Here is a 21,673-nt window from a genome sequence, read left to right as displayed (position 1 = left end):
ATTCCCCATTCCCCATTCCCCATTCCTAATTCCAATCCTGTTCGTCTTTTTTACCACGACTTTTGTAAATACCGCCTAAATCGTGAATTTTGCGAGTTTTCTCAAAAAGCTCAATTTCGGTCAAACCCCATTGCTGCAAGACTTTATCTAGGTCTTTTTGGATGTCTCTTGCGCCTGGAAAGCCTTGATAACGCATTCGCAGCCTGGCTAATTCTGCTAAGTTATAGTCTGTCGCCTCTTGAGCGAGTAAGATATCAATAAGGGGGCGATCGCGATTATAGAGAGGGTGCTGTTGGTCTTTCCCAACCGTTGGTTCAGTCATCGTCAGTCCTGAGTGTTGTTAGCAGATAGCTAGGGTTTAGCCCGTTCTGAGTCCTGAGTTTTAAGTTTAGCCGACAGGAGAGGAGCAGAAAAGGCAAAAAAATCATCTTCTCCACTGGAAAACTAATTGTAAAAATGAGAACTCCTTACTTACTTCTAACCTCTAACTCGCAACTCTTAAATTCTCTTAGACGGCTAGTACACCTGATGTCTTACGGCTCTCACCACTGCCACTTAACTTTAAATAAAGTTACATTAGTTCTTAAGAAAATACAAAAAACTTTAGATGAGGGTGAATTTTATCTCACCCAAAGTCCAAGCAGCGAGGGAGCAAGAACCCATTATGTTTGAACACTTCACTTCCGAAGCCATTAGAGTAATTATGCTAGCTCAGGAAGAAGCACGTCGCCTGGGACACAATTTCGTAGGAACTGAACAAATTCTCCTGGGTTTGATGGGAGAAGGAACTGGGGTTGCTGCTAAAGTGCTGGCCGAATTAGGCGTTACCCTCAAAGACGCACGTCGTGAGGTAGAAAAAATTATTGGTAGGGGTTCTGGCTTTGTACCACCAGAAATTCCTTTCACTCCCAAGGTGAAAAGTCTCTTTGAGCAATCTTTTAAAGAAGCTCATAGTCTGGGACAGAATTACATCAACACAGAACATTTACTCTTAGGATTAACTGAGGCTGGTGAAGGTGTCGCCGCCAAAGTCCTGCAAAATCTAGGAGTTGACTTCAAGACTGTCCGTAGTGCCATAGTTCGCCGTTTGGGTGAAAATGCACCAGCTTTTGCTGGTAGTGGTAATCAAAAGCGCACCCAACCGCTAACGATGGAAGAATATGGCAGAAATTTGACCAAATTAGCGCAAGAAGGCAGACTCGACCCCGTAGTTGGTCGTGAGAAGGAAATTGAGCGGGCAATCCAAATTCTCGGTCGCCGCACTAAGAATAATCCCGTGTTGATTGGAGAACCAGGAGTTGGTAAAACTGCGATCGCCGAAGGTCTAGCTCAACGTATTATCAACCAAGATGTTCCCGAAACTTTGCAAGATAAGCAAGTTATCAGCCTCGACATGGGGTCATTGGTAGCTGGAACTCGGTTCCGTGGCGATTTTGAAGAACGCATCAAAAAAGTCGTAGAAGAAGTTCGCACTGTCGGCAACATCATTCTGGTAATTGACGAAATTCACACCTTGGTTGGCGCTGGTGGTACAGAAGGTGGTTTGGATGCAGCCAACATCCTCAAGCCTGCCTTAGCACGGGGGGAACTCCAGTGCATCGGCGCAACTACCCTTGATGAGTATCGCAAGCACATTGAGCGCGATGCTGCCCTAGAGCGTCGTTTCCAACCAATTATGGTTGGTGAACCCTCGGTAGAAGAAACCGTACAAATCCTTTACGGCTTGCGCGGTGCTTACGAACAGCACCACAAAGTCACAATTTTGGATTCAGCACTGGTTGCAGCCGCAGAATTATCAGACCGTTATATTAGCGATCGCTTCTTGCCAGATAAGGCAATAGACTTAATTGATGAAGCTGGTTCTCGCGTTCGTCTGCGGAACTCCCAAAGTTCTCCCAATAAAGAACTCAAGCGTGAACTCGCTGGCGTTACCAAAGAAAAAGAAGCAGCAGTCAGAGTCCAAGATTTTGACAAAGCTGTAACCCTACGTGACCAAGAGTTAAAACTCGCAGAACAACTGCAAGCAACATTTACACCAACCGAGCAACCTGTCAACTGTACCGTCGTTGACGAAGAAGACATCGCCCAAATTGTTGCTTCTTGGACTGGCGTACCAGTCAACAAACTGACTGAATCTGAATCAGAATTGCTTCTGCACTTAGAAGACACTCTGCATCAACGCCTCATCGGTCAAGAACAAGCAGTCTCGGCTGTGTCTCGCGGTATCCGTCGCGCCCGCGTTGGCTTGAAAAATCCCAATCGTCCCATTGCAAGCTTTATCTTCTCTGGCCCTACCGGAGTCGGTAAAACAGAATTGGCGAAGGCATTAGCTTCCTACTTCTTCGGTGCGGAAGACTCGATGATTCGGCTAGATATGTCCGAATACATGGAAAGCCATACCGTCGCCAAGCTAATTGGTTCGCCTCCTGGTTACGTTGGATACGACGAAGGCGGACAACTTACAGAAGCCGTGCGGCGGAAACCTTACACAGTGTTGCTATTCGACGAAATCGAAAAAGCACACCCCGATGTATTCAATATGCTGCTGCAAATCTTGGATGACGGTCATCTTACCGATGCCAAAGGTCGGAAAGTGGACTTCAAGAACACGCTGATCATTTTGACTTCCAACATCGGTTCGAAGGTGATTGAAAAAGGTGGTAGTGGTTTAGGCTTTGACTTCGACACTCAAGCCAACGCTAGTTATAACCGCATCCGCACCTTGGTAAATGAAGAATTGAAAGCTTACTTCCGTCCTGAGTTCCTAAACCGTCTCGATGAAATTATCGTCTTCACCCAGCTTTCTAGGGATGAAGTGAAGCAAATTGCTGAAATTATGCTTCGTGAAGTTTCTAAACGCTTGACAGAAAAGGGAATTATTCTTGAAGTTAGCGATCGCTTCAAAGAACTTGTAGTGCAAGAAGGTTATAACCCCAGCTATGGTGCTAGACCATTACGCCGGGCAATTATGCGCCTTTTAGAAGATTCTCTCGCTGAAGCAATGCTGTCTGGTGAAATTACAGATGGAGATACAGCGCTTATCGATGTTGATGATGACTCTCAGGTGAGAGTACAAAAATTAGAAAAACGAGAATTGCTCTTGGCAAATGTTGGCTAATTTTATACCCGATCGCTTTTTGCTGTAATATTTGAGAAATAATTAGCCTCTCATCTAAGTAGAGGCGATCGCAGGGTCATCTCCGACAAACATAAAGTGAAATGGTATATTTTATACCCCTAGTAGAAATACTAGGGGCTTTTTTTATGGAATTTTATTAGAAGTGGGCAATATCCACTTACCCACAGATGTTTATAATGAGTTTAGGATATAGCAGCATAACAGCAATATGATTGAAAATCAGGACTTCCAAATAATTAAAGATAGTGTCAAAACTGATAACAAAGGACGATTAACCTTGGGTACTGTTGCCAAAGCAAAGAGCTACCGAGTGCTGATTAATGAGTTAGGACAAATTCTGCTAGATCCAATAGTAAACATTCCACAAAGAGAACTTTGGATATGGCAAAATTCTGTAGCTCGTAGCTCATTAGAAGTTGGTATAAAACAAGCAAGTTCTGGTGAACTTCACGACTTAGGTTCGTTTGCCCAGTATGCGGATCTAGAAATTGATGAATAGAGGATGTCACAAGGACACTAGTCCTGAACACTGATTTCAAAACATAATTTTTGTGGCAAGGGTTAATCTACCAAACTGAGCAATAGTGAATTTTAAGATAATATTTTCAAGCGAGGCTAGTACAGCACTAGCTAAACTACAACAAACTGACTCTAAGAAGTACCAAAAAGTTTTAAAAACGCTGGGTTTAATGGAAACAAACTTACGACACCCTAGTTTGAATACTCACAAATATGAATCTTTATCAGGGCCCAATGGAGAAGAAATTTTTGAAGCCTATGTAGAAAACAAAACACCTGCTGCTTTTCGAGTTTTTTGGTATTACGGATCTGAACAAGGAGTTATAACTATCCTGACTATTACACTTCATCCTTAATGACAGTGTTGCAACTTAGTGTTAGCGGTAATATGGCATCTTATTTTTATAAATAACTCATTTCTATACTGATTCCTCTGGCAACAATTCTGATGCTAATTCACTCTTAACTACATTCTCAGAATCACCAGATTTAGAAAAACCATCTGCTGCATCCTTGATAAAACCAGCTACAGGTACCGCGATTAGCAAACCTAAAACTCCACCGACATTGGTTCCTACAAGTAAAGCAATTAACACCCATATTGGTCTAAGCCCAGTAAATCTGCCTAAAAGCCGTGGTGCGATCGCCTGATCGATTAACTGATCAATGACAACAGCTACTGCAAAAACCTTCACTGCTAGCCAAAAGTCATGTGTAGCTATTATGAAAGTTATTACAACCACGCTGACGACATCGCCAAAGGGAATTAAGCTCAAAAGCCCGACTCCCAAACCAAAGAGTAAAGCAAACTGGACTTGAAAAGCTAAAAACATTAATGTTTCTGAAACTCCCATCAGCAAAGCCAAAGTTCCTTGCCCAATCAAGTAATTTTGAAAGTTTTGCTGAATAGACTGGCTTACTTGTTGGGCAAAATTACCCGGTAACTTCTTAAATATCCCCTCCCAAATTCTTGGGCCATCTAACAAGAGGTAAAAAGTTATCACTACTATGATTAATGCATCAGAAACACTATCAATCGTATCTACAATAATGCTTAAAAGTTTATCCGTAACGAACTCTAATTCATTAGGTAATTGGTCTGTTACTTGTGTTAATAAGTGACTTAAATTCACATTTAATTTATGCTTAAAGAACCAATCATTTAAAATTTGAAGTTTTTCTTCGCTAGAATCAATCCATTGAGGAAGAACTTTCACCATCTCATTAAATTGCTCTAACACAATAGGAACCAAAGTGATACCCAGAGCAACGATAATTATCAATGCTGATATAAAAACTAATGATACTGCATAGCCACGTTTCACTCCTTGCTTTTGGAGAATGGCAACAGGATAGTTTAAAACGAATGCAAGCAAAGTAGCTAAGACAAGAATTGTTACGACAGGTTGAAAATTTTTAACAAGCAAAAATGCTAGCCAACCATTGAGAAACACTAGAGGAAATAACAGCGTAAAAATTAACCATCTAAGTAGTTGATTGAGTGGAAAATTCATAATTAATTTAAAACTAAAATTATTCTAGTTACTAGATTTAACTGTTGAAATATACTCAACGGTAAGAAAATCAAAAAAATATTCCCAATTCCTAATTCCCAATTATTAACTTTCAGCAAAAGCTAAAAATTGCTCCTCATTTATTCGTCCTGCTTGATAGAGAGTATTGGTAATTTCCGAAATAGTTAAAACTGAATGGCTGCGATAACCATTTTGCTGTAACCTATCTTTCACCCCTTGTTCATGATCGATAAGTACCACAATATCATTAACATTTAATCCTGCTGATTCTAACTTTCCTGCGCCTTCCATAACACTTTTGCCACTGATGAGAATATCGTCAACTACTACAACTGTTTCACCAGGATGAAAGTGACCCTCAATAACTCTGCGCGTTCCGTGGGCCTTTACCTCTTTACGGGGGAAAATCATTGGACAATGAAGGCGCAAAGCTAAACCAGTCGCGGTAGGCAAAGAACCATAAGGAATACCTGCTAATCTATCAAAATTGAGATTCTTCAAAATATCCTCATAAGCAGTGAGAACTTGATTAAAAACTTGAGGATTGGAAATAATTTTGCGTAAGTCGATGTAATAAGGGAATATCGCTCCTGATGCTTGGACAAAGCTGCCAAACATAATACAGTCAATGTCATAAAGTTGTAAAATCAAATCCTGGTAGGGGTGCTGATTTAGGAAACAAACATCAGGAAACCACACAGAACATGTAGAATTTTCGTGAATAATTTCAGTTTTTAGTTGATTAATTTCTGCGCGTAAAGACTCGACTTCCTCAGATAACTCTGTATTTCCCAACATATCTTGAGGAACAGGAATCAGCAAACCATCACCGTTAGCATTCAACCCTGCTTCTAAAATTTGTCTGAGGTTTCCACCCTTCGCCCAGATGCTACGCGCCATAATAATCCGTTCAGGTGCGATCGCTCGAATCAGTGCCAAAACTTCAGCATTTGTAGTTCCTACTTCCAAAGCCAATTGTTCTGGAGTTCCCCAGGTTTTTGATTCTTTTACCACCTGTAAATAAAGGGGTGACTCGTTTGTGGGATATTGCTGTAAAGCTTCTGCACCTGGATTAGAAGTACAACATAAGATAAATACCGCTTTTTCAGGATAGACCAAAAAAGGTGCTACATGATCTTGTCCTGTATAGGGACTAAGAGTGATTGCATCCACCTGCCATTCTGTAAACACAGTTTGGGCAAAAATGGTACTAGTATTTAAGTCACCGTGTTTGGCATCTAAAATGACTGGAATGTGCGCTGGAATTGCTGCTAAAGTTTTGTACAGCAGTTCTAAACCGGGAATACCTAACGCTTCGTAGAAGCCAAGTGTCGGTTTATAAGCACAAACGTAATCAGAAGTTTCCGCAATAATGAATTGTAACCACTTTTCCAAACCAGCGATGAGTTCTTCAGATTCATAACGCACAGGCATCATCTCTGGGTTTGGATCGAGTCCTACAAATAGTAAGCTTTGATTTTGTAAGATACTACGATTCAATTTATCAAAAAAGTTCATTTTTTTAGTTTAAAAAAATATCATTTGTCAAAACATTGATTCTGTTAATTCAGTACCACCAGCTTTTTGCCCTAATTGATAGTGAATCACTGCAAATAAGATAACCATCGGCACTGAGGCAAAGTGAACAATTCGCAATGCTTGCCAATTGCCAAACAAATCCACAATCCAGGGAAATTGAGCAGGTTTATACATTCCTATTCCTGTAAATAACGCCAGCAGCAAGATCGGAATAATTGCTGTATACGCAATCCGATGCCAAGCATAAATTAGGCGCTTAGAATTATGACTTTTTTGTAATGCTTTGAAGTCATTCGCACCGACAAACCGATGTCGCCAGCGCCGGGTAATTAAAACGTAAATTCCATACCACAAGAGATTGAGCGAGAATAGCCACATTGCTGCGAAATGCCAGTGTCTACCTCCTGCAAGCCAACCTCCTAACGTAAATATCGGAGGAATGTGCAAACCTGCACGTCCACCAAAAACAGGGTTGGCGTTGTAAATTTGTAGTCCACTGGTGAGCATGATAAACAGGCTAATGATGTTACACCAGTGGAAAATTTTGGCTGCGATCGCTTGAGTCGGTCGCTTTCGAGTTTGAGAGGGGGTCAAAGTCATAGATTTTGACTAGCAAGTTTGGGTGTATTACCACCTTTATTTTTTCATCCCATGATTCAGTATTCTGACATTGATGGTCTACATCTGTTGTTTTAACTGTCAGTTTAGGTATGAATAGGGTTGTTCTAAGCTAAAGATTCAAAATTGGGCGGCTGTTCAGGGATGCTGTACCCTGTTCTAGTGCCCACAACCAAAGATATTCTATCCGGTGTATTCCTAGCTGCGATCGCTAATTGGACTGCTTATGAAGGTAAACATGGATTTATGACCGCAGCCTCTCATAGAGAAGGACTACGCCTACACGGTGATTATTGTAGGAAGTTTACTGATGGTTTGTTGCTGTAATTTAGGTGTTAAAAGTGACATTTCACGCCCTCAAATATCACAATATTTGATAAATATTGATTAACTTTTAAGCGCTACTTGTACAAAATCGTGGGTTTTGAGAAGCGATAAATCGCCGTCTCTACAAGGATTTTAATACATCGATTTGCAAAAATTAACACCTACTACCAAAAGTTAATTACTTAAAAGCTGGCGTGTTTTCTAATAGCAGCATAGTGTCTTGCTGTTGTATTCATTTCAATTACTAACTCTGTACCTTGACCTAATTTAGAATTACACTTAATTTTACCTTGATGTTTTTCAACGATAATTTCTCGACTAATTGATAGTCCTAGCCCCTTACCTTTACCTACGGGCTTGGTGGTAAAAAATGGTTCAAACATCTGTCTTTGGATATGGGGAAGTATGCCTTGACCATTGTCAGAAATGCGAATTATAACTTTGTGTTTTTTTCCTGTTTGTTTGTTATTTGGCCAAATATCATTACTATTGACTAATGACAAATGACTTCTAACAATCTCTGTATGAATAAAAATTTTGGGAGTAAAGGAATAATCATATTTCATCCTTTCTTCTAAGGCATCAATAGCATTAGTTAAGATGTTCATGAATACCTGATTTAAATCGCCGGGGTAACACTCGATTAAGGGTAATTCACCAAACTCTTTAATTACTTCAATTTTGGCTCTATCAGGCTTTTCTTTGAGCCGATGCTGTAAAATTCTCAGAACACTATCAAGTCCTTCGTGCAGGTTAACCTTTTTCATTTGGCCTTCGTCAGAGGTTGAGAAATTCCGCAAGGCGAAAACAATTTCTTTAACGCGCTCCGAGCCGGCTCGCATTGACCACAGTAATTTTAAAAAGTCTGTCTTCACGAAACTAAGGTCGAGGCATTGCAGATGTAAGGCTATGACTGGGGTAGGGTTGGGATAGTAATGTTGGTAAAGTTCAATGATTCTGATTAAATCTTCAGCGTATTGACTCGCAGGATGGAGATTGCCGTAGATGAAGCTAACAGGGTTGTTAATTTCGTTAGCCATATCCGCCACCAGTTGACCGAGGTTAGCCATTTTCTGGTTCTGCAATAACTGCCTTTGGGTATATTTGAGTTCTTTGAGGGTAGTTTCTAGCTGCTGTGATTTTTCTTTAACTTGGTCTTCAGTAGATTGGTGTTGGGCAATTTCTCTTTGGAGTTGTTCAATTAATTGGTATTGTTGAGTAGCGTAGGCGCAGCCCGTCGTAGACATCGCTTTATCCTGACTAATATCCTTGTGTGTCCCGGCCATTCGCACTGGTTTGCCGGATTCATCCCACTGAAATACTTTGCCACAAGCCAAAATCCATTTCCATTCGCCGGATTTAGTTAACATTCGCAATTCAACTTCAAACACAGGCGTGCATCCTTGGAGATAATCGTGCAACACCTGGCGAATTCTCGGTAAATCTTGTGGATGTACAAGTTGTTCAAAGGATTTATGCTCATGAGCGATTTCGTCTAATCCATACCCCAGAATGCCCTTCCACTGGGGATCGTAATAGGTTTTATTGGTTATGAGATTCCAATCCCACAACCCCAAGCCACTGGCTATTAATGCCATTTGTAAGGCGGCTTGTGAGCATTGACAAGGATCTAAATCTTCTGGAGATAAGTCTTTGGATTCTGGGAAACTCTGCGAATCTTGTACTGAAACTGGAGCTTCCGGTTTATGGGTAGCGGGTTCTTCGATATGCATAGCTGCTGGTACGGTGAGGAAGATATCCTGTAGCTCTCTCTCTACGCTGTCTTAGCACCCTGACGATCCATTTATGGATAAATCGTCTACTTGGTTGATTAGGCTGTAACTTCGGTTAGAAATATATCAGCCGATATCATCAATTTGGATGGAATTTCGAAAAAGGTAAACGGACGAATGTAACCTCTGTTGCGATCGCCGTGGCCATTTTTTAGAAAAAATAGCTACATTGTGTGCATCTACATTCTAAGATATGTCTAAAAAAAGTAGTTCAAATCAAATATAATCACTTAAAAACTCGAAAAATTTTGTAAAAAAATTCTATGATTGAGTCACGTCAAATGTTTCAGGATACAAAAATATTGTCAAGCCTTGTTTGTAGCTTTTTGGGAAAGGGCTGGCTGCTATTCATACAAGGTAGACTACATTGAGTTCCAAAACATAATGGTGTGATAAAAATTCATGCTAATTGGAGCCGATGAGTAATGACTATAGATGAAGTAGTATTGCTACTAAAAGCCAGTCAAGCAACGGGTTTAACAACGCTCCAAGAGATTATATTGCGTTCTTCATGGGAAGGAAAAACTTACACCAATATTGCCTGTGAAGCTCACTACGGCGAGGAACGTGTCAGGAAAATTGCTGCTCATTTATGGCAAGTAATGAGTGATTTTTGTAAAGAACCGATAAATAAATCTAACTTCCGCCAGACTGTAGAAAATCACCGTCTTAGCAAAGCACATCAGCAATTAATTAAGGAATTCAACAAAGCAGCTACAGCTATATCTTTAGAATTTCCTAGTGGCCCAGTATCCCTTAATTCCAGATTCTACATCCCTCGCCCGCCAATTGAGGAAATTGCCTACGCAGAAATGGCTAAACCTGGAAGTCTCATCTGCATCCAAGCACCCAAGAAGATGGGGAAAAGCTCTCTGATTTTGCAGCTGCTTGTACGCGCTAGCAATCAAGGCTTTCGCACCGTGACGTTAGATTTTCAGCAAGCAGATAAAGTAATATTTACCAGTTTGGATAAATTTTTGCGCTGGTTCTGTGCTAATGTCAGCCGAGAGTTACAGCTAGAACCAAAACTCAATGATTATTGGGATGAAGATATGGGTAGCAAAGTAAGTTGCTCTATCTATTTCCAACATTATTTACTGTCTGCGCTGGAAACTCCCCTTGTGCTGGTATTGAATGAGGTGGATTGGGTATTTGAATATGAGGAAATTGCTGGAGAATTATTACCGTTAGTGCGATCATGGTATGAACGAGCCAAAGGGGTAGAAATTTGGCAAAAACTGCGTCTGATTCTGGTTTATTCAACGGAAATTATTATTCCCATAAAACTGACTCAATCACCATTTAATATTGGTTTGCCGATTAAGTTAGCTCCCTTTACAAAAGAGCAGGTGCAGGATTTAGCATTACGTCACGGCTTGGATTGGACAAATGGTAAAGTCGAGAGTTTGATGGCGCTTGTGGGAGGATATCCTTATTTGGTGCGATTAGCTTTTTATCATCTTGTGGGTAAAGGGGGACTAGAACAAGATTTAGAAAAGCTATTAGAAGAAGCACCCACAGAAGCAGGAATTTATCACGAGTATTTAAAGCAATATGTGTTAGCGCTACGAGATGAATCAGCATTGCAAGATGCTTTTTATGAAGTAATTAACTCTATAAATTATGTAAAAGTAGAGCCAGTATTGGCATATAAATTACAAAGTATGGGGCTAATTAATTTAGAAGGCGATCGCAGTACTCCTGCGTGTGAATTATATCGTTTATATTTTCGACAATATTTGAAGACAAGCGAGCATTTCAATAACGGCTGTTTTAACTGTGAGTTTAGGCATGGCTAGCGTTATTTCTGCGGGAGTAACTTCACGAGTGCAAAGCTACAACAACTCTGTGATCGAAAATAGCCGTTGTCGGTCTATTTTCTGAAGCTTGATTTTTTCGGCGTAGAAAGCTTGATAATAAGATTGATAACGCTCTGGTTCGGCTTCTGGATCGGTTTGTTGCCATAGTTCCAAAAAGTGGCGATAGCGTTTTTCCAGCATCACCAAGTCCATGCAAGCGATCGCAGCTTGAACTACTTGCGGAGTCCGAAGTATTTCTTTCTGGTTTTTTTCATTTATATGGAATAAATGGGAAATTAACCCCATCTCGCTGCTAAATTCTAAAAAATGGTCTTGCAAGCGGGAAATTAAATCTGGTTGAGACGCAAAATTTATCGTTTCTCCATCACCGGACGATATTTCTAAAATCTGTTGCCATAAAAATCGGTGGTGGGAAAGGCTAAATTGCAAATCTCGCTCCTCTAGTTCGGCAATAATCGCTTGACGTTGTTCAGGACAATGCAAGTAAATTCGCAGTAATAAAGCTTCTGCGTGTTCTAAAAGACTGCGTTCTGTAGGAAGTGGGGATTGGGAAACTTTACTACTTCCCCATGCTTGCTTCGCTGATACAGGCTTAGTGTATGCAGCCGCAGCCGGAGCAATTTGAGTTAACAGATTTTCGACTCGCAGGGGTATAAGTCTGGTATCTCCCAAACTGAGTATTTCTGCACAGTAGGAAACGTAATAATTTCGTGTATCGCTGTTAGCTATATTTTTAAGTAATTTGACTAATTGCTGAGTTACTTGCTGAAAATCAGTAGCCTGTTTCAAGTCTCGGTTTTGAAGAATTTGCTGAATCTGCCAATCTAACCAAAGTGGCGCATTTTTTAGCAGTTCTCCATAGTCTTCTGGAGTGTGGCTATGCAAATATTCATCAGCATCTTTACCATCGGCTAAATTCAGAATTTTTAGCTGAACTTCTCCTTTGTATGCTAGTTCGGCAATTTCACCGATCGCACGTTCGGCGGCATTGGTTCCGGCTTTATCAGCATCAAAGTTAAGTACTAATTGCTTCGATTCTGTATACCGTAATATTAACCGGACTTGTTCTAAGCTTAAGGCTGTACCGAGGGAAGCAACGGCGTTATTAATTCCAGCAGCGTGGAGAGCGATCGCATCAAAATATCCCTCTACCACCACCGCTTGATCGAGTTGGGAAATCCCACCTTTGGCTTGATCGAGAGCAAATAATGTTTTACCTTTGCTAAAAAGTTCCGTTTCTGGTGAATTCAGATATTTCGGTTGTTCATCCGTGAGAGTTCTGCCACCAAAGGCAATGACGCGCCCTTGAACATCGCGGATGGGAATCATTAAGCGATCGCGGAATACATCATAATAACCGCCTCCTTCCTTGCGTGGCTTAATCAATCCCGCTTTTTCTAGGATCTGCGCTGGGTAATGTTTATCTTCCACTAGATAACGATGGAGAGTTTCCCAACCTGCGGGGGCATAACCTAAACCAAATTGCTGTATAGTTTCTTCTTTGAGTTGGCGGTTAGATTGCAAATATTGAAGTGCCTTTTGCCCTTGGGATTGTCTCAGGGCGTGTTGATAAAATTGGGCGGACATTGCCAGAACTTCATACAACTGCTCACGCAAAGATAGCTGACGCTGCAATTCTTGACGTTGTTCGGGTTCGAGGGTTTGTACAGGTACTTGGTAACGCCGTGCTAAATCCAGCACCACATCAGCAAAAGAGCGCTTTCCCAACTCCATCACAAACTTGATGGCATTTCCTCCAGCTTGACAGCCAAAGCAATAGTACATTTGCTTAGTCTGGCTGACAGTGAAACTAGGAGATTTCTCGTCATGGAAGGGGCACAAACCGACAAAATCCTTTCCACGTTTGCGTAAAACTACGTATTCCGAGACGACATCTACAATATCGGCCCGTAGTTTAACTTCCTCAATTGTATCTGGGTGCAAGCGGGGGATTTGCATTCTAGTCTATTTGTTAAGTCATGAGTTGGTAGTTAACACTGCGGTGGGTTTACCAACTGATAGCTATTATATTCTTGTTGCTAGACCAAGAATGATCTATACAATTGCTTACATTTAATTTTATCAGAGGAAATACTGAAAATGGGACGTATTTTTATATCAGCCGCTCATGGAGGCAGAGAAGCTGGAGGGATCGATTTAGGTGCGATCGCAGGTGGTACAACTGAAGCTAAAGAAATGATTCTGCTGCGGGATTTGATTGTCACCGAACTGAGGGCGCGGAATTTGGAAATTTTGGCAGTTCCCGATGACTTGAGTGCCGCCCAAACCATCACTTGGATCAATTCTCGCGGCCGCCGGGGTGATGTTGCCTTAGAGATTAAATCTGATGCAGCTAACAGCCCTTCTGTGCGTGGGGCTAGCGTCTTTTATATTGCGAATAATAGCGATCGTAAAAGCAACGGTGAACAGTTGCTAGTGGGGTTATTGCGCCGCGTCCCCCAATTACCGAATCGGGGAGTCAAGCCAGATACAGATAGTGGATTAGGTAGTTTAGCATTCTGTCGCCAGACAACGCTCCCAGCTTTGGCAATGCAAGTGGGCTTTCTTAGCAATCCAGAGGATCGGGCTTTGCTGCAAACTCGTCGCCGCGATTTTGCTTTAGGAATTGCTGATGGATTGGTAACTTGGAGTCGTGTGATTGATCCTACTCCTGGCACTCCAGCCGAAGCAAATTACCCACCAATTAATATTAATATTAATGGACAGAAGTACTCAGAGCAAGGAGTATTAGTTAATGGCAATGCTTACATCCCCATTGATTTAGTAGATCGGCTGCGAATTGATCTTTCAAAAGCAGCTAATGTTAATCGAATTACCTATCGCAAAATAGTTTATATTAAAGCAATAGAACTCCGAGATTTTAATGTTGCGGTTAATTGGGATGCTGCAACTCGCACTGTCAGTTTGCGCTCCAATTTGATCGTTTGCCCTGGTCAAATGGAACGAGTGATGTCAAATGGTAATACTTCAGAAATACAGTTACAATTATTCCTCAGAAACAATAACGAAAATGCTTTGGCAAAGTTTCCAGATATTCCCAAACTTTATCGGGAAGAAGCAGGGATAGAGGGAGTAAACTATGATATTGCCTTTTGCCAAATGTGTGTAGAAACTGGATTTTTACGCTTTGGCGGAGATATTAAACCTGAGCAAAATAACTTTGCAGGTTTAGGTGCGATCGGTGGTGGTTCAGAGGCTGCATCTTTTCCAAGTGCCAGAATTGGAGTGAGGGCACACGTCCAACATTTGAAAGCTTACGCCAGTTTAGAACCTTTGGTACAAGAAGTAGTAGATCCAAGATTTCGTTTTGTTACACGTGGAATTGCAACATTAATTGATCAGCTATCAGGGCGATGGTCAGCAGATTTAGATTATGGTGCAAGGATTTCAGCAATGCTTAAACGATTATATGAATCAGCAGGACTTCTTTGAGTGTTGATTATATAAACTTGCACTAATTACTTGAACCCTCTCTCCCCTTATGCCCTTTGTGGCAAGCTGTAAAGGGCATAAAGGTAGAAAAATAAGAATTTACAAAGAATTTAGAATTATATAAACCAATACGCTTGGGTTAAGCACTTCTTTCTTCTCTTTGCGTCCTTTGCGTCCTTTGCGGTTCGTTAAAAAATTGACTTTGGCAAAGAGTTTTAGCCTTAACTGAACTGTATTGGCTTATAACGCAATACGCTTGGGTTAAGCATTTCTTTTTTCTCTCTGTGTCCTCTGCGCCTTCTCTACGAGACGCTACGCGAAGGCGGTTCGTTAAAAAATTGACTTTGATCGCAAAGTTTTAGTCTTAACTGAACCGTATTGTTATATAAACTTGATAGCAATTAAGAAGATAGACCGTGATTGTCCCATCTAGTAGTAGAGCGTTATTAGCAAGTCATAACAGTAGTTTGAGCTTTACCAGCCTTGCAGAACTATCAAGTGGAAACTTACTTGCAGAAGTCGATCTTCATCGGATTGTAGCAAGTTTAAAGCTAAGGCAAGACAAAAAAGCATCAATGGGTCAGTTTCTGACTCCCGCCTCAGTAGCAGAATTGATGGCTGGAATGTTTAATAGGCTTGATTTACCTGAAATATCTTTGCTTGATGCTGGAGCAGGAATTGGTTCATTACTAGCTGCTTTTGTAGCAAAAGTGTGCCAGCATCGACAACATACGTCAAGTTTGCGCGTTGTAGCTTATGAAATTGACCCTTTTCTAATAGGATATTTGCATCAGACTCTAGAGCTATGCAAAAAGGAATGTCAACGTGTAGGTATTTCCTTTAATTACGAAATTCGTAAGACTGATTTTATCGAAGATGCAGTCAGGCTACTTCAGATTGGTTTATTGAATAATGCAAAGGCAACAGAATTTACCCATGCTATTCTCAACCCGCCTTATTTGAAAATTAATGCTAATTCTAAGGTGCGTGAATTGCTGCATTCCATCGGTTTGGAAACTAGCAATCTTTACACTGGTTTTATGGCAGCTACAGCGCAACTTCTAAAACCAAGTGGGGAGTTTGTAGCGATTACCCCGCGCAGTTTTTGCAACGGGCCGTATTTCCGTGACTTCCGCAAAATATTTTTAGAGATGATGGCTTTACAACAAGTACATCTTTTTGAGTCGCGGCAAGAAGCATTTAGTGACGATGATATTTTGCAGGAAACTATCATCATCCAAGCTACCAAACAAAGGCAAAAATATAGCAACGTCATCATCAATACCAGTTCTGGGACTAATGATGACTTGATAATGTCACAATCTGTACCATATACAGCCTTACTTCAGCCCAACGATAAAGAGCAGTTTATTCATATTATTCCAGATAGGATTAGCCAGCAAATTGTTGAGCGAATTGAAATTTTCCCCTGCACTTTGAAAGATTTAGGGCTAACAGTTTCAACCGGACGGGTAGTAGATTTTCGAGCAAAAGAGTACTTAAGAGCAAATGCAGAAAACAATACTGTTCCTTTAATTTATCCGGTGAATTTAGCGAATGGATATGTAGAACACCCAAAAATCACCAAAAAGCCTCAAGCGATAGTTTCACTAGAAAAAACCGCCAATCTTTTGATCCCAAATGAGCATTATGTCTTATGCAAAAGATTTTCATCGAAAGAAGAGAAAAGGCGTGTTGTTGCAGTAGTTTATGATGCCAATCAATTTAATTATGCCTATGTCGGCTTTGAAAATCACTTGAATTACTTTCATAAAGATGGACGGGGACTTAGCCTTACCTTGGCTCGTGGGCTTGCTGTTTATCTAAATTCAACCCTAGTCGATGCTTTTTTTCGGTTGTTCAATGGACATACTCAGGTAAATGCAACAGATTTGCGAAAATTAAAGTACCCTAATTTGGAACAGCTATTGGCTTTAGGGACGGAGATTACAGAGCAGTTTCCTTCTTTGCGGGAAATTAATGAACTTATAGAAAATCAGCTACAGAGTATGTCGAATCTGTCAGAGAATAATCCAATTGTAACTAAGTCTCGAATTGATGAAGCGCTGCAAATATTGACACAATTGGGATTTCCCCGAACACAACTGAACGAACGGTCAGCTTTAACTCTCCTAGCGTTGCTTGACTTAAAACCGACAGACTCTTGGCAATTAGCAACTTCCCCTTTGATGGGAATTACGCCGATAATGGACTTTATGGCTCAACATTATGGCAAAACTTATAAGCCCAACACACGGGAAACAGTTCGCCGCCAGACAGTGCATCAATTTCTGGATGCAGCTTTGATAGTTGCTAATCCAGATAATTTAAGTCGCCCTGTTAATAGTCCAAAAACTGTATATCAAATTCAGAACAGTGCGCTCGAACTCTTACGAACCTACGGTACTGAAGAATGGGAAAAAAGCATTTGTACTTATCTTGCTTCAGTTGAAACTTTGAAAAAGCAGTATGCTCAAGAACGGGAAATGTCTCGTATTCCCATAGTAATTGATGGAGCAATTAAAACTTTATCGCCAGGTGGTCAAAATATTCTGATTGAAAAAATTATTAATGATTTTGCCCCTCGTTTTACACCTAATGGAAAACTCATCTATGTTGGCGATACAGATGAAAAGTTCGCCCATTTTGATGCAGCAGCATTGACAGATTTAGGCGTTAACATCGATTCTCACGGCAAAATGCCAGATGTAATTATTCACTTCACAACAAATAACTGGTTGGTGCTGATTGAAGCTGTAACTTCACATGGGCAAATTAATCCTAAACGCAAAAAGGAACTTGAATTATTATTCAGAAGTTCTGAAATCCCTCTGGTGATGGTAACAGCATTTCTCAGCCGTAAGGCAATGGTGGCATATCTGGCAGAGATTGCTTGGGAAACAGATGTTTGGGTTGCTGAAGATTCAACTCACCTGATTCATTTCAATGGCGAATATTTGTTACAGGCTTACCAAATAGAAAAGAAGTAAACTCTTGAATCTATAGCAATCTGCTTGGTATCAGTGATATTTTGCTTGGGAAGATCCTCTAGCCCTCCCTTGTAAGGCAATATGCTTGGGTTATGTCAAAGTCATTTTTTAACGTAGATACGTTATTGAATTGTTGGGACATATCAGTTTATTTTCTTTCATATTTATTTTAGTGCCCGTGTTAAATAGGTTAGTAGAAAGGGAATTATAAAGTGTCAGTTGAAAAATTTGAAATGTCCTTGTAAGAATGTTCATATCTTCCACTGCTTTGACAGAAGCTGATTTGGAGTCAGCGATTGTTCGCAACCCACTGATCGTTTCGCCAAATACATCTGTGATGGCGGCGATCGCTCTGATGAGTGGTAGTCGCACTGTGTGTTCATCTTCAAGAGAAGCAGATATGGAAATTGAAGCCAGGCATCTTGAGGCGCGATCAAGTTGCGTGTTGATTGTTGAAGGGAATCAGTTGTTAGGGATTTTTACTGAACGAGACGTGGTTCGACTCAGTTCTCAAATGCGAAAACTAGAGAATCTGGCGATCGCGGATGTAATGGCACATCCAGTCATTAGCTTACACCAATCTGCATTTACCGATTTGTTCTTAGCTGTCAATCTACTCCAGCAGTATCGGATTCGCCACTTACCCCTGCTCAATGAACAAGATGAAATAGTTGGACTATTGACTCATGAAAGCTTGCAGCAATTGTCACGTCCAATAGACTTGCTGCACCTGCGCCTAGCGGAAGATGTAATGACTTCGGAAGTGATTTGCGCTGCTCCAAGTGTCTCTATGCTCATACAGATAAAACCAATAAATGATTCCACTAAACCCAAGTTAAAATTGTTGCTAGCAGAAGATAATCTTGTTAATCAAAAAGTCATCCTCAAGCAGCTTCATAATTTAGGCTACAAGGCTGATGTTGTCGCCAATGGTCAAGAAGTTTTGCAAATTTTAGATAAAATTCCTTATGACTTGATTTTCATGGATTACCAAATGCCAATTTTGGATGGTTTAGAGACGACAAGAGAAATTCGTCGTCGTTCAGCAAGTTCATTTGCTAGCCATCGGCAACCTGTGGTGGTTGCTCTTACTGCTAACGCTATGGCAGAAGACCAACAAAACTGTAGAGATGCAGGGATGGATGACTATTTAAGTAAACCAGTAAATAAAAAAGATTTAGCAGCAGTGCTAGAGCGTTGGCATGAAATAATTATTACTTCTGAGGCAGTTATGATTCCAGATCCCACATCTAATAATCAAGATAGTCAAAATAGAAATTTAATCGACCTAATAATTGATTGGGAATACTTACATCAACTTTCAGATAACGATACAGAGGTGGAGTTAGAATTCTTGCAACTTTTCCAAGAAGATAGCCAAAGTCATTTAGAGCTTGCCAAAGCTGCATTCGCTGCTCAAGACTTTCAACAAATTGCATGGGAAGCTCATCATCTCAAGGGTTCTAGTGGGAATATGGGAGTTACAATTATGCAGAAATCAGCAGAAAAACTAGAACTATTGAGTCGCAAACATGAGATTGCTGGCATGGACAACTTAATCGCGGATTTAGAAGAATTTATCAACAGGATTCAAGATTTTTTAATCAAGACAAATCTTGATAATTTGACTGATAAATAGACAATCCAAACTTAACAATTCAAAATTAAAAAATAAATTTTAAACTGTGTCCCTACTTATACTGATGTCGTTGGTTTCGACTTCTCTGCGAGACGCACTCGCGAACGCTCAACCAACTGATATATCGAGAGTTGAGCGAAGTCGAAACTCGCCAACACAGGTATTTTCTTTGTCGGAAATCACCTAAGAAAAAAATTGTAGGTTCCCAACAAAGCCCCAAAAATGTTGGGTTACGCAAAGCCTCCACCCAACCTACAATTTCTTTGCAACATTTTAGACTTGGCACGCCACACTAGCGCTTTTGGAAAATAATTCCTATTTTCTCTGTGTTCTCTGTGCCTCTGTGGTTCAATAAATTACTTTTAAACCGCAGAGTTACGAGTAGAAAACAGAAATTTTAGAAGTTACATATCTTGCTTGTATATCTCTAATAATTTTGGAATGTAATCATACCCATCTACACCGATAACCGCAATGATTTTAGGGCGATGTTGCTGTAAGAACTTTTGGAAAGCTTCTGCCCCAATTTGACCCTGCAAAATTGTTAGTAAACCTGCTGCTTGCCGCCACTCATTAGAAGCAATTTGCTCCAAAAGATACATTCCCAAACAGCCTGTGTAAACGGTTTTTTCAGAATTTTGGAGATGATAATAAGCTTCTGCTAAATAAGCTAAGTTCCGCCCCTGAAGATACAAATCGCCGGAAACTTGGGCTGTTTTAAAGCCATCCTCCAAATATTTAATTGCAGTTTGGTGTTCTCCAATTACTAGATAAGCGATTCCTAAGCTGCTGACACATAAAGCTTTACTTTGAATATCGCCTAATTTTTCTGATAGTTTTAAACCTTGTTCCAAATAATTAATTGCGGCTTCATAAGTTTCAGGTTCTAGATTCTCCAGTTCTTGAGCCTGCATGACTTCGCTGTAACCTAAATTTACTAGTGCGTTGGCTTCTCCTGTGCGATCGCCTGCTTGCCGACTCAATATTAATGCTCGTTGGCTGTAGTTAATTGCCTCAGCATAATTTTGCTGTTGCACGTAGGTACGGCTGAGGTGGTTGAGATTGGCTATTTCACAGGCGCGATCGCTGGCATTTCTGGCTATCTCTAACGCCTGCTGATGAAAATCAATTGAGCGCTGGTATTGACCCAAAGCACGCTGTGAATAACCTAAAAGGGTCAAAATTCGCGCCTTTTCTTGGGTTCCCTCGCCTCGTCGCAATGGTTCATCCAAATAATCAAGGGCATCTCGCAAATAAGTGCCAGTAAAAGAGGCAAATATCCCGCCGTAAAAGGGAAAATATGGACGCTGGGCAAAGGTTCGCAAAATCTGGAGCATGATTTGAGAACACGCATCGCTGTACACTGTGCCAATGCTTGCAAAACCACTTGCTAATTGACTCCAAATCACTGCAAAGGTCAAAAAAGTGGAAATGGACAACTTTGGCCCAGCTTTAACATCGTAAGCTTGTTGGTCAAACCAGTTAATTAGCCCCCTTTGCAAGAACTGTAAAATTAATGCCATTTCCACCCAATCTCTGAGGGTGATTCCCCGTTGTCGTTGGGCAAACTCAATTGCCGATTCTTCCATCGCTAAGGTGCGAAGCAGTGCTTTGGGTAACTCACTATTGAGTTGTTTAGCCCAACTTGCCCAAGGGCCACGTTCTCCCGGTACACCGCCAAATCCTAAAGCTTCTTTTTGCTCGTACATCCAACTGAGCAAGTTGTCTTGCAATCGCTGCCAAGAAGCTAAACCACGGGTAATCCCTTCAGAAAACTGTTCTAAATCGCTATCTGCCTGGGCAAATTGCTGTAATGCTTTTGATAATTGCTGTAGCTGTTGCAAATTTAGCGGATACTTCTGATTTGGGTCAGTAATCCGTAAAAATGTCGCTAGTCGCTCGTCAGAGGGGGCTGTGGTAATTTCTGTAACTGCGGAAGCGATCGCTTCTGTTGTTTTGTTTTGCTCTTGCCAACGTTGCCATTGACTCTGAATAGTCTTAATGGCTCTCAAACTGCGAGTAGCTTTGGCTTTCTTGAGTTCGTCTTTTTCACCATCTACTTGGCTTTGGAGGGCATTCAAGCGATCGCTCAAAGCTAACTCAAATACTTCCCCTGTACCGGAAGTAATGCCTTTAAGCAGCATTTGGTACACCATCTCAACAGAGCTAATTTTGCCCTTGAGGGTGGTTTCAACAATTTCATCGATTAAGGCTATATAGCGATCGCGCAATGGCAGAGAATCTGACACTTTAGCTACTAAGAAACGTCACGTCAATTCTAATTCTAGTCTAGTGGGGAGA

Annotated in this window: 15 protein-coding genes; 8 read left to right on the top strand and 7 right to left on the bottom strand. The window is 40.8% G+C overall.

Annotated features, from left to right (window positions below; translation table 11 throughout):
* Window positions 1-25: 25 nt before the first annotated feature.
* Window positions 26-322: a DUF3288 family protein gene (locus tag GNF10_RS24310; RefSeq protein ID WP_012409942.1), complete on the bottom strand. Its 297-nt coding sequence runs from the start codon at window positions 320-322 to the stop codon at window positions 26-28.
* Window positions 323-664: 342 nt separating this feature from the next.
* Here GNF10_RS24310 and GNF10_RS24305 point away from each other — a divergent pair, with 342 nt between their 5' ends.
* The 3 genes from GNF10_RS24305 to GNF10_RS24295 all read left to right on the top strand — a co-directional run bounded on the left by GNF10_RS24305 (window position 665) and on the right by GNF10_RS24295 (window position 4,014).
* Window positions 665-3,118: an ATP-dependent Clp protease ATP-binding subunit gene (locus GNF10_RS24305; protein WP_185580896.1), complete on the top strand. Its 2,454-nt coding sequence runs from the start codon at window positions 665-667 to the stop codon at window positions 3,116-3,118.
* 229 nt (window positions 3,119-3,347) lie between these two features.
* Window positions 3,348-3,638 (top strand): hypothetical protein, encoded by a 291-nt coding sequence (locus GNF10_RS24300; RefSeq protein ID WP_185580893.1) that lies wholly within the window; start codon window positions 3,348-3,350, stop codon window positions 3,636-3,638.
* Window positions 3,639-3,723: 85 nt separating this feature from the next.
* On the top strand, window positions 3,724-4,014 hold the full coding sequence (locus tag GNF10_RS24295) for a hypothetical protein (RefSeq protein WP_114081325.1): 291 nt from the start codon (window positions 3,724-3,726) through the stop codon (window positions 4,012-4,014).
* Between the two features lie 63 nt (window positions 4,015-4,077).
* Here GNF10_RS24295 and GNF10_RS24290 read toward each other — a convergent pair whose 3' ends face one another.
* The 3 genes from GNF10_RS24290 to GNF10_RS24280 form a co-directional block, all read right to left on the bottom strand.
* Complete coding sequence (locus GNF10_RS24290) at window positions 4,078-5,172, bottom strand: AI-2E family transporter (RefSeq protein WP_185580894.1); 1,095 nt, start codon at window positions 5,170-5,172, stop codon at window positions 4,078-4,080.
* Window positions 5,173-5,277: 105 nt separating this feature from the next.
* Window positions 5,278-6,711, bottom strand: coding sequence for a bifunctional orotidine-5'-phosphate decarboxylase/orotate phosphoribosyltransferase (locus GNF10_RS24285; RefSeq protein WP_185580895.1), 1,434 nt, complete (start codon window positions 6,709-6,711; stop codon window positions 5,278-5,280).
* A 27-nt stretch (window positions 6,712-6,738) separates the two neighbouring features.
* Window positions 6,739-7,332, bottom strand: coding sequence for a cytochrome b/b6 domain-containing protein (locus GNF10_RS24280; RefSeq protein WP_163933724.1), 594 nt, complete (start codon window positions 7,330-7,332; stop codon window positions 6,739-6,741).
* A gap of 162 nt (window positions 7,333-7,494) precedes the next feature.
* On the opposite strand from GNF10_RS24280, the gene GNF10_RS24275 reads away from it, so the two are divergent.
* Window positions 7,495-7,677, top strand: a complete 183-nt coding sequence (locus tag GNF10_RS24275; protein WP_185580474.1) for a hypothetical protein — start codon at window positions 7,495-7,497, stop codon at window positions 7,675-7,677.
* Between the two features lie 182 nt (window positions 7,678-7,859).
* On the opposite strand, the gene GNF10_RS24270 is transcribed toward GNF10_RS24275, so the two are convergent.
* Window positions 7,860-9,410: a PAS domain-containing sensor histidine kinase gene (locus GNF10_RS24270; RefSeq protein ID WP_185580473.1), complete on the bottom strand. Its 1,551-nt coding sequence runs from the start codon at window positions 9,408-9,410 to the stop codon at window positions 7,860-7,862.
* A gap of 485 nt (window positions 9,411-9,895) precedes the next feature.
* On the opposite strand from GNF10_RS24270, the gene GNF10_RS24265 reads away from it, so the two are divergent.
* Window positions 9,896-11,269 (top strand): AAA-like domain-containing protein, encoded by a 1,374-nt coding sequence (locus tag GNF10_RS24265; protein ID WP_185580472.1) that lies wholly within the window; start codon window positions 9,896-9,898, stop codon window positions 11,267-11,269.
* Window positions 11,270-11,305: 36 nt separating this feature from the next.
* Here GNF10_RS24265 and dnaG read toward each other — a convergent pair whose 3' ends face one another.
* Complete coding sequence (gene dnaG / locus GNF10_RS24260; protein ID WP_185580471.1) at window positions 11,306-13,249, bottom strand: DNA primase; 1,944 nt, start codon at window positions 13,247-13,249, stop codon at window positions 11,306-11,308.
* Window positions 13,250-13,390: 141 nt separating this feature from the next.
* On the opposite strand from dnaG, the gene GNF10_RS24255 reads away from it, so the two are divergent.
* From GNF10_RS24255 to GNF10_RS24245, 3 genes are all read left to right on the top strand, one after another.
* Window positions 13,391-14,743: an N-acetylmuramoyl-L-alanine amidase gene (locus GNF10_RS24255; protein WP_185580470.1), complete on the top strand. Its 1,353-nt coding sequence runs from the start codon at window positions 13,391-13,393 to the stop codon at window positions 14,741-14,743.
* Window positions 14,744-15,159: 416 nt separating this feature from the next.
* The gene (locus GNF10_RS24250) at window positions 15,160-17,733 is read left to right on the top strand and encodes a BsuBI/PstI family type II restriction endonuclease (protein ID WP_311774206.1); all 2,574 of its coding nucleotides are present in this window, start codon (window positions 15,160-15,162) and stop codon (window positions 17,731-17,733) included.
* 247 nt (window positions 17,734-17,980) lie between these two features.
* Window positions 17,981-19,372, top strand: a complete 1,392-nt coding sequence (locus GNF10_RS24245; RefSeq protein ID WP_185580469.1) for a response regulator — start codon at window positions 17,981-17,983, stop codon at window positions 19,370-19,372.
* 404 nt (window positions 19,373-19,776) lie between these two features.
* Here the strand turns inward: GNF10_RS24245 and GNF10_RS24240 are convergent, their stop codons facing one another.
* On the bottom strand, window positions 19,777-21,621 hold the full coding sequence (locus tag GNF10_RS24240) for a tetratricopeptide repeat protein (protein ID WP_185580468.1): 1,845 nt from the start codon (window positions 21,619-21,621) through the stop codon (window positions 19,777-19,779).
* Window positions 21,622-21,673 lie beyond the last annotated feature (52 nt).

The organism is Nostoc sp. UCD121 (assembly GCF_014222285.1).
GTDB lineage: Bacteria > Cyanobacteriota > Cyanobacteriia > Cyanobacteriales > Nostocaceae > Nostoc.
The sequence above is the reverse complement of the archived record's forward strand: the minus strand, read 5'-3'. Positions and strand labels throughout refer to the sequence as shown.

What these genes read in the sequence shown, in the direction of transcription:
- GNF10_RS24310 (WP_012409942.1), bottom strand. Translation starts at nt 322, where the DNA reads ATGACTGAACCAACGGTTGGGAAAGACCAACAGCACCCTCTCTATAAT.
- GNF10_RS24305 (WP_185580896.1), top strand. Translation starts at nt 665, where the DNA reads ATGTTTGAACACTTCACTTCCGAAGCCATTAGAGTAATTATGCTAGCT.
- GNF10_RS24300 (WP_185580893.1), top strand. Translation starts at nt 3,348, where the DNA reads ATGATTGAAAATCAGGACTTCCAAATAATTAAAGATAGTGTCAAAACT.
- GNF10_RS24290 (WP_185580894.1), bottom strand. Translation starts at nt 5,172, where the DNA reads ATGAATTTTCCACTCAATCAACTACTTAGATGGTTAATTTTTACGCTG.
- GNF10_RS24285 (WP_185580895.1), bottom strand. Translation starts at nt 6,711, where the DNA reads ATGAACTTTTTTGATAAATTGAATCGTAGTATCTTACAAAATCAAAGC.
- GNF10_RS24280 (WP_163933724.1), bottom strand. Translation starts at nt 7,332, where the DNA reads ATGACTTTGACCCCCTCTCAAACTCGAAAGCGACCGACTCAAGCGATC.
- GNF10_RS24275 (WP_185580474.1), top strand. Translation starts at nt 7,495, where the DNA reads ATGCTGTACCCTGTTCTAGTGCCCACAACCAAAGATATTCTATCCGGT.
- GNF10_RS24270 (WP_185580473.1), bottom strand. Translation starts at nt 9,410, where the DNA reads ATGCATATCGAAGAACCCGCTACCCATAAACCGGAAGCTCCAGTTTCA.
- GNF10_RS24265 (WP_185580472.1), top strand. Translation starts at nt 9,896, where the DNA reads ATGACTATAGATGAAGTAGTATTGCTACTAAAAGCCAGTCAAGCAACG.
- dnaG (WP_185580471.1), bottom strand. Translation starts at nt 13,249, where the DNA reads ATGCAAATCCCCCGCTTGCACCCAGATACAATTGAGGAAGTTAAACTA.
- GNF10_RS24255 (WP_185580470.1), top strand. Translation starts at nt 13,391, where the DNA reads ATGGGACGTATTTTTATATCAGCCGCTCATGGAGGCAGAGAAGCTGGA.
- GNF10_RS24245 (WP_185580469.1), top strand. Translation starts at nt 17,981, where the DNA reads ATGTTCATATCTTCCACTGCTTTGACAGAAGCTGATTTGGAGTCAGCG.